The following is a 16634-nucleotide window of genomic DNA, read 5'->3' as shown; positions in this document are numbered from 1 at the left end:
ATGGCTGGATCGAAAACAGAAAGAGACGTGTTCGGAACGCTGCCGGACGGCCTCAAGGTGGACCGCATCGTGCTGCGCGGCGAGGGCGGGTTCGAGGCGCGCATCATCACCCATGGTGCAGTCTTGCAGGCCTTGATCGCGCCGGACGGCAAGGGCGGCTACGACGACGTCGTGCTCGGCCATGATGGGTTTGCCGGCTATCTCGCCGAACGAAAGTTCTTCGGCGCCACCGTCGGCCGCTACGCCAATCGCATCGCCAACGGACAATTTTCGCTGGACGGCGAGACGGTGCAGCTTCCCGTCAACAACGGTCCGAATGCGCTGCATGGCGGCCTCGACGGCTTCGACCGCAAGCTCTGGGACATTGCGGAGGTCGACGATGGCGCCGAGCCCGCGGTCACGCTGACCTACACGAGCTCGCATGGCGAGGAAAACTATCCCGGTCGGCTCGATGTGCGCCTGACCTATCGTGTTACCGGCCCGGCTGAGCTATCCCTGATCATGGAGGCGCGGACCGACCGGCCGACCATCGTCAACCTGACCAACCACAGCTTCTTCAATCTGGAGGGCGCGACATCAGGCACGCCCATTCTCGATCACAAGCTGACGGTCGCGGCCGGGCATTTCCTCGCGATCGACCCCACGGCCATTCCGTTGCCGGAGCCGCCGCGCAGCGTTGCCGGCACGCCGTTCGATTTCCGGGAGCCTCGGCCGATCGGCGAGCGCATCCGCGAGAGCGACCAGCAATTGCGCAACGGCAGGGGCTACGACCATACCTACTGTCTCGCGCGCGACGGTAAGCTCAGTCTCGCGGCGCGACTGGAGGCGCCGCGCTCGGGGCGCATCATGGAGCTGTTCACCGATCAGCCCGGTCTGCAGGTCTATTCGGGCAATTATCTCGACGGCACGATTTCGGGCAAGGGCGGCAAGCTCTACCGGCAGTCGGACGCGATGTGCCTGGAGCCGCATATCTGGCCGGACGCACCGAACCGGCCGGATTTCCCGAGCCCGCGCCTAGCGCCCGGCGAGGTCTATCGCCATCATACGGTCTATCGCTTTGCGGTGAGGACGTCCTGATGGAACAGGTGCCGACCTCGGTTCTTTCGGACGATCCTTGCCATCTCGGCGAGGGGCCGACCTATGACGTGACCACGGACACCGCCTGGTGGTTCGATATCCGGGAGGGGCGACTGTTCGAGGCGCAGCTCGGCAGCGGCAGCATTCGCGTTCATGCGCTGGGCCGGATGGCGAGCGCGCTTGGGCGGATCGATGCCGAAAGGCAGTTGATCGTCGCGGAAGACGGCCTCTATATCCGCAAAATTGCCGACGGCGCGATGAGGCTGCTCTGTCCGCTTGAAGCCGACAATCCAGCGACCCGCTCCAACGATGCCCGCGTGCATCCCTCCGGCACGTTCTGGATCGGCACTATGGGCCGGAAGGCGGAAGCAGGGGCAGGCGCGATCTACGCGTTCCATCACGGCGAGATATCGATGCTGTTTCCGCGCATCAGCATTCCCAACTCGATCTGCTTCTCGCCCGATGGCGCCACGGGCTACTTCGCCGACACGGCGCGCGCGGTGCTCTACGCGGTGCCGCTCAATCCCGTCACCGGCCTGCCGCGCGGCGAGCCGGAGGTGCTGCTGCGCCACACCGGCGTTGGCGGCCTCGACGGTTCGGTGTGCGATGCCGACGGGCAGATTTGGAACGCGTGCTGGGGCGCGAGCCGCATCGACGTCTACTCTCCGCAAGGCGAACGCCTGCGTTCGCTGAGCGTGCCGGCAAAGCAGGCGAGCTGCCCCGCTTTTGTCGGCCCTGGTCTGTCGCGTCTCCTCGTCACCTCGGCCTGGCAGGACATGGATGCGGCGGCGCGTGCCGCCGATCCGCAAGCCGGCTACACCTTCCTGTTGGAGGCCACCGCGCGCGGTCGCGCGGAGCCTGACGTCAAGCTCGCATAGGAGGCTAGAAGCCGCACACCAAAAAATTTCTCGACGACACGAAAAACAGTCTGACATCCAAGGGAGTGAAACATGTTGAAACTGAAGACGACCTTCCTCGCGCTGGCGCTGGCCGGCGCTGCGACGATGGCCGCGGGCGTCACCGCCTCGGCCCAGGACAAAGCAACAGTCGGCATCGCCATGCCGACCAAATCGTCGGCGCGCTGGATCGACGATGGCAACAACATGGTCAAGGTGCTGAAGGAGCGCGGCTACAACACCGACCTGCAATATGCCGAGGACGACATTCCGAACCAGCTCTCGCAGGTCGAGAACATGGTGACCAAGGGCGCGAAAGCGCTGGTGATCGCCGCGATCGACGGCACCACGCTGTCCGACGTGCTCAAGCAGGCGAAAGCAAAAGGCATCACCGTGATCGCCTATGACCGCCTGATCCGCGGCACGCCGAACGTCGACTATTACGCGACCTTCGACAATTTCCAGGTTGGCGTGCTCCAGGCCGAATCGATCGTGCAGGGCCTCGGTCTTAAGGACGGCAAGGGCCCGTTCAACATCGAGCTGTTCGGCGGCTCGCCCGACGACAACAACGCCTACTTCTTCTACAACGGCGCGATGAGCGTTCTGAAGCCGTACATCGACAGCGGCAAGCTCGTCGTCGTCTCCGGCCAGATGGGCATGGACAAGGTCGCGACCTTGCGCTGGGACGGCGCCACCGCGCAGGCCCGCATGGACAATCTGCTCAGCGCCTACTACGGCAACAAGAAGGTCAACGCGGTGCTGTCGCCGTATGACGGCCTGTCGATCGGCATCATCTCCTCGCTGAAGGGCGTCGGTTATGGCAGCGCCGGCCAGCCGATGCCTGTCATCTCGGGCCAGGATGCCGAAGTGCCCTCGATCAAGGCGATGCTGCGCGGCGACCAGTATTCGACCATCTTCAAGGACACCCGCGATCTCGCCAAGGTGACCGCCGACATGGTCGACGCTGCGCTTGCCGGCAAGCAGGTCACCGTCAACGACACCAAGACCTACGAGAACGGCGCCAAGACCGTGCCGTCCTATCTGCTCAAGCCGGTCGTGGTCTACAAGGACAATTGGGAGAAAGTCCTGGTCGAGAGCGGCTACTACAAGAAGGCCCAGTTCCAGTAGGCTTCTTTTCTTTTCCCTCTCCCCGCTTGCGGGGAGAGGGTTAGGGTGAGGGGAAGCCTCCGCGAGGAAGGAAGCAGTGCGTCTCGCGGAGACTCCCCCTCACCGGATCGCATCGAACGATGCGATCCGACCTCTCGCCGCGAGCGGGGAGAGGTGATCTAACACTGATTGAGGGACGTGAAATCATGACCGCAATGCTGGAGATGCGTAACGTCAGCAAGAGCTTTTCCGGTGTGCAGGCGCTGCGTGATGTCAACTTCTCGGTTGAAGCCGGGCAGATCCACGCCCTCGTCGGCGAGAACGGTGCCGGCAAGTCCACGCTGATGAAGGTCCTCAGCGGCGTCTACCCGGCCGGCAGCTACGAGGGCACCATCATCTTCGATGGCGAGGAGCGCCGCTTCCGCGACATCAACCATTCCGAGGCGCTCGGCATCATCATCATTCATCAAGAGCTCGCGCTGATCCCGCTGATGTCGATTGCCGAAAACATCTTCCTATCGCATCCGCCGTCAAAGCTTGGCGTCATCGACCGCGACGAGGTGTATCGGCGCACGCGCGACCTGCTCGCGCAGGTCGGCCTCAAGGAATCGCCGGATACGCTGATCACCGATCTCGGCGTCGGCAAGCAACAGCTGGTCGAGATCGCCAAGGCGCTGTCCAAGCGGGTGCGGATGCTGATCCTGGACGAGCCGACCGCGAGCCTCAACGAGGCCGACAGCGCCGCACTGCTGGAGCGGCTGATGGCGTTCCGCGCGCAGGGCATCGGCTCGATCCTGATCTCGCACAAGCTGAACGAGGTCGCCAAGGTCGCCGACCACATCACGGTTCTGCGCGACGGCCGCACCGTCGACAGCATCGATTGCCACGCCGAGCCGATCCAGGAAGACCGCATCATCCGCAGCATGGTCAACCGCGATCTCGCCCACCGCTTTCCGGAGCGCAGCGCAAAGATCGGCGAGCCCGTTCTCACCGTCGAGAGCTGGTCGGTCTACCATCCCATCCATCCCGAGCGGCAGGTGATCAAGAACGTCGATTTCAGCGTGAAGCGCGGCGAAGTCGTCGGCATTGCCGGATTGATGGGCGCCGGCCGCACCGAATTCGCCATGAGCCTGTTTGGCCGGTCGTGGGGCACCACGATCAGCGGTCGCATCCGGCTCGAGGGTCATGAGATCGTGCTGCCCAACGTGGCGGCCGCGATCGACGCCGGCCTTGCCTATGTCACGGAGGACCGCAAGCAGCTAGGGCTGATCCTCGCCGACGACGTCCGCAAGAACATCACGCTCGCAAGCCTCGACCAGGTCGCTCCTCGCCGCGTCATCGACGACATTGCCGAGCTGAAGGTCGCCAGCGACTACCGCAACCGGATGCGCATCCGCTGCTCCGACGTCTATCAGGAGACCAGCCAGCTCTCCGGCGGCAACCAGCAAAAGGTCGTGCTGTCGAAATGGCTGATGACCGACCCCAAGGTCTTGATCCTGGACGAGCCGACCCGGGGCATCGACGTCGGTGCCAAATACGAGATCTACTGTATCATCAACGAGCTTGCAGAAGCCGGCCGTGGCGTGGTGGTGATCTCCTCGGAGATGCCCGAGCTACTCGGCATCTGCGACCGCATCTGTGTCATGAACGACGGCGCCTTCGTCGGCGAGTTCAAGGGACGTGATGCGACGCAGGAAAAGATCATGCGCGCCATCATGCGCAACGACAGAAATTATGGAAGCAGCGCCCTTGCGGGTGCGGAGATGGGAGGATCGCAGCCATGACCGACAAGACGGTTTCGCTGCCCGAGGAGGGCCGGCACGGCAGCTTCATCAAGAACAATCTGCGCAATTACGGCATGCTGATGTCGCTGATCGCGATCATGCTGTTCTTCCAGGTCATGACTGGCGGCACGCTGCTGCAGCCGCTCAACCTGACCAATCTGGTGCTCCAGAACAGCTACATCGTCATCATGGCGCTCGGCATGCTGCTCGTCATCGTCACCGGCCATATCGACCTCTCGGTCGGCTCGGTCGCGGGCTTCGTCGGCGCGGTGGCTGCCGTGCTCATGGTGACCTACAAGGTCGACTACGCGCTCGCCTTTATCGCCTGCCTGCTGCTGGGCGCGGCGATCGGCGCCGCGCAGGGCTATTGGGTGGCCTATTTCAAGATACCGTCCTTCATCGTGACGCTGGCCGGCATGCTGGTGTTCAAGGGCCTCGCGCTTGCGGTATTGCAAGGCCAGTCACTAGGACCGTTCCCGGCCACCTTCCAGAAGCTGTCCTCCGGCTTCATTCCGGAGATGCTGCCCGAGGCCGGCACGCTGCATCCGACGTCGATGCTGGTCGGTGCGGTGCTCGCGCTCGGCCTCGTCTACGCCAGCGCCAAGGGGCGCTCGCGCGAGCAGCTGCACGGCATCGAGGTCGAGCCTTACGCGTTCTTCCTCGGCAAGAGCATTCTCCTGGCTTGCGCTGTGCTCTATTTCACCTATCTGATCGCCTCGCATCGCGGTCTGCCGAACGTGCTGGTCATCATGACCGCGCTGATCGCGCTGTACGGTTTCGTCACCCGCCGCACCGTCATCGGTCGGCAGGTCTACGCGGTTGGCGGCAATGCGAAAGCGGCAAGCCTGTCGGGCATCAAGACGGAACGGTTGACCTTCCTCACCTTCGTCAACATGGGCGTGCTCGCTGCGCTCGCCGGCCTCGTCTTCGCCGCGCGCCTCAACACAGCAACGCCGAAGGCGGGCCTCGGCTTCGAGCTCGACGTCATCGCGGCCTGCTTCATCGGCGGCGCCTCGGCCTATGGCGGTGTCGGCCGCGTCGGTGGCGCCGTGGTCGGCGCCATGATCATGGGCGTGATGAACAACGGCATGTCCATCCTCGGCATCGGCATCGACTATCAGCAGGTCATCAAGGGCCTGGTCCTGCTTGGGGCGGTGTGCATCGACGTTTATAATCAGCGGAGATGAGGCTGCCGCCGACTACGATTGGCTTCAGTGAGCTATTGCTCAACAGGTGAGCATATGATCGAATGACCGAATGGATCCTGGTCAGTTCGATCTCATTATCTTCGATTGCGACGGTGTGCTCGTCGACAGCGAGCTGTTGAGCTGTCAATGCCTGTCGGACGAGCTGTCCGAATCCGGGATATCGCTGACACTTGCACAAGCGCTGGAGCTGTTCCTTGGACGAAGCACGAGCGCAATTACTCGGCATTATCGCGAGCTCGGCCACGCAATGCCGGTCGATTTTCCGTCCCGGCTGAAGTCGCGCGTGTTGATGGCGTTCGAAAAGGCGCTTCATCCGGTTTCTGATGTCGATATGATCTTGTCGGGCCTGCGGGCACCATTCTGCGTGGCTTCCTCCAGCGACATCGACCGTGTCGCGCTCTCCCTTGACGTCACCGGCCTGCGGGCGCATTTCGGCGACCGGATCTACACCGCGCAGATGGTCAGGCACGGCAAGCCGGCGCCCGATCTCTTTCTGTACGCGGCCGAGCAGATGGGCGCGCAACCTGCGCGCACGCTGGTGATCGAGGATAGTCCGAGCGGCGTGCAGGCGGGCAAGGCGGCCGGCATGACGGTCTGGGGATTTGCCGGCGGCAGCCATTATCGCGGACGCGACGGGCAGGCTATACTGTCGGGTGCGGGGGCCGACCGGGTCTTCGCGCGCATGATCGATTTCTGGAAGGACGCCTGACGCCTGCCATGGCCGCCGAGAACGAAAAGTCCAGGCTCGACGACGCTGCGCGTGCCGGCTGGCTCTATTTCATTGCCGGTCACACCCAGGACGAGATCGCGAAGATGCTCCAGGTGTCGCGCGCGTCGGCGCAGCGGCTGGTGTCGCTATGTCTCGCCGAGCGGCTCATCACCTTCCGGCTCGAACATCCCATCGCCGCGTGCATGGAGCTGGCGGCGCGGTTGAAGGAACGTTTCGACCTTGCCCATTGCGAGGTGGTGCCGGCTGATCCCGCCGCGCCGCAGGCCACAGCGGGCATTGCCGAACGCTGCGCCAACCTGCTCGATTCCACCCTGCGTTCGGAAACGCCCGTCATCGTCGCGCTCGGGACGGGACGCGCCGTGCGCGCCGCGGTCGAGCGCGTCACGCCGATCGACCGGCCCAATCACCAGATCGTCTCGCTCGTCGGCAACATCTCCGCCGACGGTTCTGCGAGCTTCTACGATACCGTCGGCCGGCTCGCCGATCGCACCGGCGCACGGCATTACCCGATGCCGCTACCGTTCCTGATGTCGTCCGAGGACGAGCGCAACAAGATGGTCCGGATCGAGCCGATCGCGAAGGTGAAGGCGGTCGCGGAGAAGGCGGATTTGCGCCTCGTCGGCATCGGCCAGATGGACCAGAAGGCGCAGGTCCATGTCGACGGCTTCGTCACCCGCGACGAATTGTTCGAGATGATGCGGCAAGGGGCGATTGGCGAGATCACGGGCTGGGCCTATGATTCCAAGGGCCGCCTGCTGAAGGCCGGCACCAACAAACGGTTGACCAGCATTCCGCCGGAGGTCCCGGCGAAGACCACGACGATCGGCGCCGCCGTCGGCGCAGCCAAGGTGCCGGCGATCGCGGCGGCGCTGAATGGGCGGCTGATCAACGGTCTGATTACGGACGAGGCGACCGCAAGGGCGATTCTGGAGCGCTGAGGCGGTTCGTCGTTTCCCGCGCGGGGCGCGAGGCAGGGATTTCGCCACCCACGCCGCTGTCGTCGTCCGCGACCCGGCTACGCCAAGGCTTCGCCGGGATTGAGGTCTGGGGGCGCCGAAGGTTTAGCGAAGGCGGCAGGCGGACGATCCAGGACGCCGCAGCGCCGCTTGAGGCAAACCGACAGACGGCACGGAGTACTGGATGCCCCTTCGCGGGGCATGACGGGGAGGGCGACGCACGAGCTCCCCCGCATCGCAGCACTCATAAGTTGCCGAAACGTCCGCGCGCCTGCTTGACAACGGCCCGCCCTCAGCCGAACATACGCCCAACGCGTGGGCATATGCTCAAAAGCGCGAGCTTAGGGAGGTCACCGTGAAACACGTCCTCGGCGCCGTCTGTGGCGCGTCTGTCCTGCTGGCTGTCCCCGCGATGGCCGAAACGACCCTGACGATTGCCACCGTGAACAACGGCGACATGATCCGCATGCAGGGGCTGACGGGTGAATTCACCAAGAAGAACCCCGATACCAGCGTCAAATGGGTGACGCTGGAAGAGAACGTGCTGCGCCAGCGCGTCACCACCGACATCGCCACCAAGGGCGGCCAGTTCGACGTCCTCACCATCGGCACCTACGAGGTGCCGATCTGGGCCAAGAAGGGTTGGCTGGTGCCGCTCGCCAATCTCGGCGCCGACTACGACGTCGCCGACCTCCTGCCCAAGATCAAGGATGCGGTCTCGGTCGACGGCAAGCTCTACGCCGCGCCATTCTACGGCGAGAGCTCGATGGTGATGTACCGCACCGACCTGTTCGACAAGGCCGGCCTCAAGATGCCGGAAAGCCCCACCTGGGATTTCGTCGTCGACGCCGCCAAGAAGCTCACCGACAAGAGCGCCGGCGTCTACGGCATCTGCCTGCGCGGCAAGGCCGGCTGGGGCGAGAACATGGCGTTCCTCTCCGCCATGGCCAATTCCTACGGCGCGCGCTGGTTCGACGAGAAGTGGCAGCCGCAGTTCAACACGCCGGAATGGAAGGCGACGCTCACGACCTATGTCGACCTGATGAAGCAGGCCGGCCCTCCCGGTGCGAGCTCGAACGGCTTCAACGAGAACCTCGCGCTGTTCAATGCCGGCAAGTGCGCAATGTGGATCGATGCCACCGTCGCGGCGTCGTTCGTCACCAACCCGAAGGACTCCAAGGTCGCCGACAAGGTCGGCTTCGCGCTGGCGCCCAACACCGGGCTCGGCAAGAACGCCAACTGGCTGTGGGCCTGGAGCCTCGCAATTCCCGCCGGCTCGAAGAAGGCCGAAGCCGCCGAGAAGTTCATCGCCTGGGCCACCAGCAAGGATTACACCAAGGTCGTGGCTGCGAAGGAGGGCTGGGCGAACGTGCCGCCGGGCACCCGAACCTCGCTCTACCAAAACCCTGATTATCTGAAGGTCGCCCCGTTCGCCAAGCTGACGCTGGCCTCGATCGATGCCGCCGATCCGAACAAGCCGACGGTGAAGCCGGTGCCCTACGTCGGCGTGCAATATGCGGCCATCCCCGAATTCCAGGGCATCGGTACGCAGGTGGGCCAGCAATTCTCGGCCGCGCTTGCGGGATCGATGACGGTCGATGCCGCGCTCACCGCGGCGCAATCTTCAACCGAGCGCGAGATGAAGCGCGCGGGTTACATCAAGTGAGCTCGAGCTCTCCCTCCTGAGCTCAGACTTGCGGCCATCCACCGCTCCAGGTGGATGGCCGCCTTCTTCCCGCAAGCGGAGAAGCCAAGAATGGCAACCCGGCAGACGCAGCTTCTCGCACGGACGCTCCTGACGCCGGCCGTCGGGCTGCTGTTCATCTGGATGATCGTCCCGCTCGCGTTGACGATCTATTTCTCGACGCTGCATTACAGCTTACTCGATCCCGGCTCGGAAGCGTTCGTCGGGCTGGAAAACTTCCGCTACTTCCTCACCGACCCCGCGTTCCTCGCCTCGCTCCAGAACACGCTGGTGCTGGTCGGCTCGGTGCTGGCGCTGACCGTCCTGCTCGGAGTTCCGCTGGCGCTATTGCTCGACCAGCCGGTGATCGGCCTCAACATCGTGCGGTTGATGGTGATCGCGCCGTTCTTCGTGATGCCGACGGTGAGCGCGCTGGTCTGGAAGAACCTGCTGATGCATCCTGTGTCCGGGCTGTTTGCCTGGATCGCCTCGCTGTTCGGGTTGACGCCGATTGACTGGTTTACCGACGCGCCGCTGCTCGCCGTGATCCTGATCGTGTCCTGGCAATGGCTGCCGTTCGCGACCCTGATTTTGCTCACCGCGATGCAGTCGCTCGACGAGGAGCAGAAGGAAGCCGCTGAAATGGACGGTGCCAGCGCGGTCTCGACCTTCATCTACATCACGCTGCCGCACCTCGCGCGCCCCGTCACGGTGGTGATCCTGATCGAGACGATCTTCCTGCTCACCGTCTTTGCCGAGATCTACGTCACCACGGGCGGCGGCCCGGGACTCTCGACCACCAACATCGCCTTCCTGATCTATTCGCAGGCACTGATCCAGTACGATGTCGGTACTGCCTCGGCAGGCGGCCTCGTCGCTGTCGTGATCGCCAACGTTGTTGCCTTTTTCCTCGTCCGTATCGTCGGTCGCAACCTGGAGGCATAAGACATGGCGCGTACGGCGACGAGGCAGCGGGTGGTGGTCTCGACCATCGGGGCGTGGTTCTTCGGCTTCCTGATCTTCTTCCCGATCCTCTGGATGGTATTGGCGAGCTTCAAGACCGAGCTCGAGGCTTTCGCGATCCCGCCGTCCTTCCTGTTCTTCCACTGGACCGCGGAAAACTACGCGACGGTGCAGGAGCGCAGCGATTATGTCCTCCACGCGATGAACTCGATCATCATCGCCGGCGGCTCGACCTTGATCGCGCTTTTGATCGCGATCCCCGCGGCCTGGTCGATGGCGTTCTCGCCGACCAAGCGCGCCAAGGACATCCTGCTCTGGATGCTCTCGACCAAGATGATGCCGCCGGTCGGCGTGCTGGTGCCGATCTACCTGATCTACAAGTCATTCGGCCTGCTCGATTCCCGCATCGGCCTCGTCTTCATCCTGTGTCTCGGAAACTTGCCGATCGTGATCTGGATGCTGTTCACATATTTCAAGGAGATTCCGCGCGACATCCTGGAAGCCGCGCGCATGGACGGCGCCACCATCGGCCGCGAGCTGATCTACGTGCTGACGCCGATGGCGATCCCGGGGCTCGCATCGACCATGCTGCTGAACCTGATCTTGGCCTGGAACGAGGCGTTCTGGACGCTCAATCTGTCGACCTCGAACGCTGCGCCGCTCACCACGTTCATCGCGTCCTATTCGAGCCCGGAAGGGCTGTTCTGGGCAAAGCTGTCGGCGGCTTCCACGTTGGCGATCGCGCCCATTCTCGTCCTCGGTTGGTTCAGCCAGAAGCAGCTCGTGCGCGGGCTCACCTTTGGCGCGGTAAAGTAGGAAGGGCTGCCGGATCATGGGTCAGATCACACTTCAGGACGTGCAGAAATCCTTCGGCCCCGTGCACATCATCAAGGGCGCGGACCTGGAGATCGCCGATGGGTCGTTCGTGGTGTTCGTGGGGCCGTCGGGCTGCGGCAAGACCACGCTCTTGCGGCTGATCGCGGGGCTCGAGGACGTCTCCGGCGGCAAGATCCTGATCGACGGCAAGAACGTGGTCGACACGCCGCCGGCCAAGCGCGGGCTCTCGATGGTGTTCCAGTCCTATGCGCTCTATCCGCATATGAGCGTGCGCGGCAACATCGGCTTCGGCCTGAAGATGGCGGGGCTGGCCAAGGACGAGATCAACCGTAAGGTCGAGGCCGCCGCCGCAACGCTGAACCTCACGCCCTATCTCGATCGCAAGCCGCGCGAGCTCTCCGGCGGCCAGCGCCAGCGCGTCGCGATCGGGCGTGCCATCGTCCGCGAGCCCAAGGCGTTTTTGTTCGACGAGCCGCTCTCCAACCTCGACGCGGCGCTGCGCGTGCAGATGCGGATCGAGGTGACGCGGCTCCAGAAGCAGCTCGGCACCACCGCGATCTATGTCACCCACGACCAGGTCGAGGCCATGACCATGGCCGACAAGATCGTGGTGCTCAACGGCGGCAAGATCGAGCAATACGGCTCGCCGCTGGAGCTCTACGAGAAGCCGGCCAACCTCTTCGTCGCCGGCTTCATCGGCTCGCCCAAGATGAACTTCGTGACCGGCGAGCACGCCTTGCAGAAGGGCGCAGCAACGATCGGCGTACGGCCTGAGCATCTCAAGATCGAGCGCGACGGTGCCGGCGGCTGGCAGGGAACGATCGCGGTGGCCGAGCACCTCGGCAGCGACACCTTCCTTTATGTCGATGCCGGTCAGCTCGGCATGCTGACGGCGCGCTACATCGGTGAGTTGAGCCTGCACGCCGGCGACCATGTATCGCTGCTGCCGGAGCCCGCGCGCATCCATCGCTTCGACGCAAGCGGCAGCGCCATCCGGGGCTGACAAGAAACGGCAAGAATCGGAAAAAGCAACATGTACCTGGAAAAATTCAAGCTGAACGGCAAGACCGCTTTCATCACCGGCGGCGGGCAAGGCATCGGCTTCGCCTGCGCCGAAGCGCTGGCTGAAGCCGGCGCCAGGGTCGTCATCGGCGATCGCGACAGTAAGGTCGCCGACAGTGCAAAAGCCAGCCTGAAGGCGAAGGGGTATGACGCCGAGACGGCGATCATGGACGTCACCGATACCAAGCGCGTGGCGGAAGTGGCCAACGACGTCGTTGCCCGGCACGGCAAGGTGGACATCCTCGTCAACAACGCCGGCATCGCCCGCAGCGAGACGCCGGCGGAGACCGTGACCGACGAGCACTGGCTCAATGTGATCGACGTCAATCTCAACGGCACCTTCTGGTGCTGCCGCGAGTTCGGCAAGCACATGCTCAAGGCGAAGAGCGGCGCCATCGTCAATGTCGGCTCGATGTCCGGCTTCATCGTCAACAAGCCGCAGGAGCAGTGCTTCTACAATGCGTCCAAGGCCGGCGTGCACCATCTGACGAAATCGCTCGCCGCCGAATGGGGCGCGCGCGGCATCCGCGTCAACGCGGTGGCGCCGACCTATATCGAGACGCCGCTCAACGCCTTCGTGAAGAGCAATCCGAGAATGTACGACGCCTGGATCGGTGGAACCCCGATGGCGCGGATGGGGCAGGTCGAGGAGATCGCCTCCGTGGTGCTCTTTCTCTCGTCCGAGGCCGCGAGCCTGATGACCGGCAGCATCGTGCTGGTGGATGGCGGCTACACTTGCTGGTAGGCTTGCGTCAAAACTGACGAGAGCTTCCGGGGGCGACAATGCCGCGAGCGTATATCGGCGTCGATGTAGGGACCACAAGCACGCGGGCAGGGGTGTTCGACGAGGCGGGCACCTTGCTGGCTATCGCACGGCATCCGATCAGGATATGGCCCGAGGCCGGTGACATCGTCGAACAGTCGTCCCAGGATATCTGGGACGCTTGCACGGCGTCGGTGCGGGCCGCGATGGCGGAAGCTGCAATCGCGCCCGACAGCGTCGGCGGTATCGGTTTCGACGCCACCTGCTCCCTCGTGGTGCTCGACCGGCAAGGCGAGCCGCTCACCATCAGCGCCTCCGGCGACCGGCAGCGCAACGTCATCGTCTGGATGGATCACCGCGCCACGGCCGAGGCGCGGCTGATCAACGAAACCGGTGATGCCGTGCTGCGCTATGTCGGCGGCTCGATCTCGCCCGAGATGGAGATGCCGAAACTGCTGTGGCTGAAGCGGCACATGCGCACGAGCTTCGACGCCGCAGGGCACTTCTTCGATCTGGCGGATTACCTGACCTGGCGCGCCACCGGCTCGTTGCAACGCTCGACCTGCACGGTCACTTGCAAATGGAACTACCTCGCGCATGACGGCGGTGGCTGGAGCGCGCCATTCTTCAAGCGCATCGGCCTGTCGGACTTCGTCAACGAGAAATACGCCCGCATCGGCACCGAGATCGTCGCGCCTGGCACGCGACTCGGCGCCGGTCTAACCGGTACGGCAGCTGCCGATCTCGGCTTGTCACCGGGCACGCCGGTCGGAGCGTCCCTGATTGATGCCCATGCCGGCGGCATCGGCGCCATCGGCGGCCGCGATGAATCGGAGGGCGCGACAGATGTCTGCGACCGCCTCGCCTACATCATGGGAACGTCGGCCTGCATCATGGCGACGACGAAAGAACCGTGCTTCGTACCGGGCGTGTGGGGTCCTTACTATTCGGGCATGGTACCAAATTTCTGGCTCAACGAGGGCGGGCAGTCGGCTGCGGGCGCTGCGATCGACCATCTTCTCAAGTCGCATCCCGGCCACGCCGAGGCGAGCGTGGCGGCGCGCAGCGAGGGCCTCGACCTCATCGAGTTTCTCGAGCGCCGCATCATCGCGCGCGCAGGCGGCGCCAGCCGCGCCGTGCTGCTGGCCCGCAACGTCCATGTGCTTCCTGAGTTCATCGGCAACCGCTCGCCCTATGCCGACCCTGACACGCGCGCGGTGATCGCGGGCCTCGATCTCGACACCGACATCGCCTCGATGGAACGGCTGTTCGTCGCCGGTCTGTGCGGGCTCGCCTATGGGCTTGCCGAGGTGATCGAGGCCTTTGCCGCGCATGGCGTCCATTCCAGCATCATGATCATGGGCGGCGGCGCCAGCCGCAGTCCGCTGGTGCGGCAAATCATGGCGGATACGACTGGCCTCACCGTGGCGCTGCCGCAGACCAGGGAGCCCGTGCTGCTCGGCGCCGCGATGCTCGGCGCAGTCGCCGGCGGCGCCTATGCCTCGATCGGCGAAACCATGGCCAAGATGTCGGCGCTGGGAGGGAAGAGCGAGCCCACTACGCCCGACATTGCCGCCTTTCACGCCCGCAAGCGCGAGGTCTACAAGTTGCTGCGCGAGGTCGATCGCGGCAGCCGCGCGGCGATGCGTGGAATGGCCGGAGGTTGAAACGGATGTTGATTTCCTGCGGCGACGCGCTGATCGATTTTGTCCCGACGCGAAATACCGACAGGCGCGAAGCGGTGATGCCGGCGGTCGGCGGCTCCTGCCTCAACGTCGCAATCGGCATGGCGCGGCTCGGCGCGCCGACCGGCTTTGTCGGCGGGATCTCGACGGACATGTTCGGGCGCATGATCACCGACCACGCCGCTGCATCCAATGTCGAGCTCGGTCTCGCCACCCGCAGCGATCAGCAGACCACGCTCGCCTTTGTTCGTATCATCGCGCGAGAGTCGCATTATGCCTTCTACGACGCCGAGACCGCGACGCGGAATTGGACCTACCGGCGCGGCTCTATTCCCTTCGATACGGTCGAAGTTCTCCATGTCGGCTCGACCACGCTGGTCAATGACCAGGGCGCGAGCGAGACCATGGCCCTGATCGCGGACGCACGAGCGTCCTCGACAATCTCCTTTGATCCGAACTGCCGGCCCAACCTCGTGAAGGACAAGCCGGCTTATCTCGCCCGCATGGCCGAGTTTGCCGGCTGTGCCGATCTCATCAAGATGTCAGACGTCGATTTTACCTATCTGTTCGCCGGCGAGCCGTATCACCAGCGTGCGAGCACGCTGCTTGCACGCGGCGCGAGCCTCGTCGTCATCACCCGTGGCGACAACGGTGCGATCGCGTGGCATGCGGGGGCAGGGCAGATCGAGGTCGCCGCCCCCAAGGTCGTGGTCGCCGACACCATCGGCGCGGGTGACAGTTTTCAGGCGGCGTTGTTGTTCGCCCTGCACAAGCAGGGACGCCTCGCCCGACAGCAACTGAAGGATATCGGCGCGGACGAGCTTCGCGGTGCACTATCCTTTGCTGCCAATTGCGCCGGTCTCACCTGCACCCGTCCCGGTGCCGATCCGCCGTGGAGTCACGAGATTATCTGGAGCTTGTAGCGTCGCGTCACAGCGGTGCCACTACCTTCTCGGCGCATTTGAGGAAGGTCCGGATCAGCGGGCTGTGAGAATCCCGCCGCCAGCAGACCGCGATGTCGATGGAATCGGTCGCATCCCGCAACGGCCGGAACACGATGCCGCGCGGCGCCCCGAGCTGGGCGCAGGCGGGCAGGATGGCGAGGCCTTCACCGGCGAGAACCAGGCTCATCGCCGAATGCACTGTCTCTACCCGGCTCGCAATCGGCATCACGATCTGATGCCGCCGCAGCAGGGCCGCGACCGCGGAGGAGGAGGGGTCCCGCTCCGGCGGAGGCAACGCGATCAGCGGACGGCCTTGTAGTCGTGTCATTGACACCGCGCTCAGGCGCGCAAGCGGCGAACGGTTTCGCACCGCCAGCACGAACGGCTGCGCGCCGATTCGGGCCACCTGGATCTCGGGATGGTGGATCGCCGGCATGCACAGCGGACTGTGACGCTGCGGTCGAGCAGACGCGGCTCGCGCGTCGTGGCACTGAGCTCGGCGAAATCGAGATCGACGCCGGGAACGGATCGCCGCAACTCGGGGATGAGACGCGGCAGCATCGCGTTCGCCAGTACGAACATGTAGCCGACGGACAGCCGACCACGGCTGCCGGCCGCGACCGCGCGCGCGGCCTCGATGCCGTCGGCCGCCAGCGCCAGCGCCTCGCCGGCGCGCGCCAGCAGCGCCTGGCCCGCTTCGGTCAAATCCATGCCGCGCGTGCCGCGGCGGAACAGCGGCGCGCCGACCTCGGCCTCGAGCTTGCGGATTTGGACCGAGAGCGGCGGCTGCGCCATCCGCAGCCGCTCGGCCGCCTTGCCGACGCTGCGCGCCTCGGCGACGGCAACGAAATAGCGGAGCCGGCGAAGATCCATTGGCATACCGAAATCGTATGGGTTGGTGCTCAAAATCGTATTGGACGGCGAGTTAACAAAACTGT

Annotated in this window: 14 protein-coding genes and 1 pseudogene; 14 read left to right on the top strand and 1 reads right to left on the bottom strand. The window is 64.4% G+C overall.

What is annotated here, in order from left to right:
* The 14 genes from AB3L03_RS05665 to AB3L03_RS05600 all read left to right on the top strand — a co-directional run bounded on the left by AB3L03_RS05665 (window position 1) and on the right by AB3L03_RS05600 (window position 15675).
* Window positions 1-1077 (top strand): aldose epimerase family protein, encoded by a 1077-nt coding sequence (locus AB3L03_RS05665; RefSeq protein WP_368508333.1) that lies wholly within the window; start codon window positions 1-3, stop codon window positions 1075-1077.
* Window positions 1077-1955, top strand: coding sequence for an SMP-30/gluconolactonase/LRE family protein (locus tag AB3L03_RS05660; RefSeq protein WP_018458624.1), 879 nt, complete (start codon window positions 1077-1079; stop codon window positions 1953-1955). Before AB3L03_RS05665 ends, AB3L03_RS05660 begins: the two co-directional genes overlap by 1 nt.
* Window positions 1956-2027: 72 nt before the next feature.
* A complete protein-coding gene (gene chvE, locus AB3L03_RS05655; protein ID WP_368508332.1) occupies window positions 2028-3101 on the top strand; it encodes a multiple monosaccharide ABC transporter substrate-binding protein in 1074 nt (357 codons plus the stop codon).
* A gap of 185 nt (window positions 3102-3286) precedes the next feature.
* Complete coding sequence (mmsA, locus tag AB3L03_RS05650; RefSeq protein WP_368508331.1) at window positions 3287-4864, top strand: multiple monosaccharide ABC transporter ATP-binding protein; 1578 nt, start codon at window positions 3287-3289, stop codon at window positions 4862-4864.
* Window positions 4861-6051, top strand: a complete 1191-nt coding sequence (gene mmsB, locus AB3L03_RS05645; RefSeq protein WP_317244734.1) for a multiple monosaccharide ABC transporter permease — start codon at window positions 4861-4863, stop codon at window positions 6049-6051. Before mmsA ends, mmsB begins: the two co-directional genes overlap by 4 nt.
* Before the next feature lie 70 nt (window positions 6052-6121).
* Window positions 6122-6781 (top strand): HAD family hydrolase, encoded by a 660-nt coding sequence (locus AB3L03_RS05640; RefSeq protein ID WP_204510749.1) that lies wholly within the window; start codon window positions 6122-6124, stop codon window positions 6779-6781.
* 8 nt (window positions 6782-6789) lie between these two features.
* Window positions 6790-7740 (top strand): sugar-binding transcriptional regulator, encoded by a 951-nt coding sequence (locus AB3L03_RS05635; RefSeq protein WP_204510750.1) that lies wholly within the window; start codon window positions 6790-6792, stop codon window positions 7738-7740.
* 373 nt (window positions 7741-8113) lie between these two features.
* Window positions 8114-9424 carry a sugar ABC transporter substrate-binding protein gene (locus AB3L03_RS05630; protein ID WP_368508330.1) on the top strand — a complete coding sequence of 437 codons (1311 nt, stop codon included), beginning with the start codon at window positions 8114-8116 and terminating at the stop codon, window positions 9422-9424.
* A 90-nt stretch (window positions 9425-9514) separates the two neighbouring features.
* The gene (locus AB3L03_RS05625) at window positions 9515-10387 is read left to right on the top strand and encodes a carbohydrate ABC transporter permease (RefSeq protein WP_085385945.1); all 873 of its coding nucleotides are present in this window, start codon (window positions 9515-9517) and stop codon (window positions 10385-10387) included.
* 3 nt (window positions 10388-10390) lie between these two features.
* The gene (locus AB3L03_RS05620; protein WP_368508329.1) at window positions 10391-11221 is read left to right on the top strand and encodes a carbohydrate ABC transporter permease; all 831 of its coding nucleotides are present in this window, start codon (window positions 10391-10393) and stop codon (window positions 11219-11221) included.
* 16 nt (window positions 11222-11237) lie between these two features.
* Entirely contained in the window at window positions 11238-12245 is a 1008-nt protein-coding gene (locus tag AB3L03_RS05615; RefSeq protein WP_204510752.1) for an ABC transporter ATP-binding protein, read from the top strand.
* Between the two features lie 30 nt (window positions 12246-12275).
* Window positions 12276-13049, top strand: coding sequence for an SDR family NAD(P)-dependent oxidoreductase (locus AB3L03_RS05610; protein ID WP_018458634.1), 774 nt, complete (start codon window positions 12276-12278; stop codon window positions 13047-13049).
* Between the two features lie 38 nt (window positions 13050-13087).
* Window positions 13088-14734, top strand: coding sequence for an FGGY-family carbohydrate kinase (locus AB3L03_RS05605; protein WP_204510753.1), 1647 nt, complete (start codon window positions 13088-13090; stop codon window positions 14732-14734).
* A 5-nt stretch (window positions 14735-14739) separates the two neighbouring features.
* The gene (locus AB3L03_RS05600; protein ID WP_204510754.1) at window positions 14740-15675 is read left to right on the top strand and encodes a carbohydrate kinase; all 936 of its coding nucleotides are present in this window, start codon (window positions 14740-14742) and stop codon (window positions 15673-15675) included.
* A 7-nt stretch (window positions 15676-15682) separates the two neighbouring features.
* Here AB3L03_RS05600 and AB3L03_RS05595 read toward each other — a convergent pair.
* A pseudogene (locus AB3L03_RS05595) lies at window positions 15683-16569 on the bottom strand (LysR family transcriptional regulator).
* Window positions 16570-16634: the final 65 nt, after the last annotated feature.

Origin of the sequence: Bradyrhizobium lupini (genome assembly GCF_040939785.1) — a bacterium.
Classification (GTDB): Bacteria; Pseudomonadota; Alphaproteobacteria; order Rhizobiales; family Xanthobacteraceae; genus Bradyrhizobium; species Bradyrhizobium canariense_D.
This window is presented reverse-complemented; position numbering and strand designations above follow the sequence as displayed.

Bases quoted from the DNA above. Each gene is read 5' to 3' on its own strand.
- AB3L03_RS05665 (WP_368508333.1), top strand. From the start codon at position 1: ATGGCTGGATCGAAAACAGAAAGAGACGTGTTCGGAACGCTGCCGGAC.
- AB3L03_RS05660 (WP_018458624.1), top strand. From the start codon at position 1,077: ATGGAACAGGTGCCGACCTCGGTTCTTTCGGACGATCCTTGCCATCTC.
- chvE (WP_368508332.1), top strand. From the start codon at position 2,028: ATGTTGAAACTGAAGACGACCTTCCTCGCGCTGGCGCTGGCCGGCGCT.
- mmsA (WP_368508331.1), top strand. From the start codon at position 3,287: ATGACCGCAATGCTGGAGATGCGTAACGTCAGCAAGAGCTTTTCCGGT.
- mmsB (WP_317244734.1), top strand. From the start codon at position 4,861: ATGACCGACAAGACGGTTTCGCTGCCCGAGGAGGGCCGGCACGGCAGC.
- AB3L03_RS05640 (WP_204510749.1), top strand. From the start codon at position 6,122: ATGGATCCTGGTCAGTTCGATCTCATTATCTTCGATTGCGACGGTGTG.
- AB3L03_RS05635 (WP_204510750.1), top strand. From the start codon at position 6,790: ATGGCCGCCGAGAACGAAAAGTCCAGGCTCGACGACGCTGCGCGTGCC.
- AB3L03_RS05625 (WP_085385945.1), top strand. From the start codon at position 9,515: ATGGCAACCCGGCAGACGCAGCTTCTCGCACGGACGCTCCTGACGCCG.
- AB3L03_RS05620 (WP_368508329.1), top strand. From the start codon at position 10,391: ATGGCGCGTACGGCGACGAGGCAGCGGGTGGTGGTCTCGACCATCGGG.
- AB3L03_RS05615 (WP_204510752.1), top strand. From the start codon at position 11,238: ATGGGTCAGATCACACTTCAGGACGTGCAGAAATCCTTCGGCCCCGTG.
- AB3L03_RS05610 (WP_018458634.1), top strand. From the start codon at position 12,276: ATGTACCTGGAAAAATTCAAGCTGAACGGCAAGACCGCTTTCATCACC.
- AB3L03_RS05605 (WP_204510753.1), top strand. From the start codon at position 13,088: ATGCCGCGAGCGTATATCGGCGTCGATGTAGGGACCACAAGCACGCGG.
- AB3L03_RS05600 (WP_204510754.1), top strand. From the start codon at position 14,740: ATGTTGATTTCCTGCGGCGACGCGCTGATCGATTTTGTCCCGACGCGA.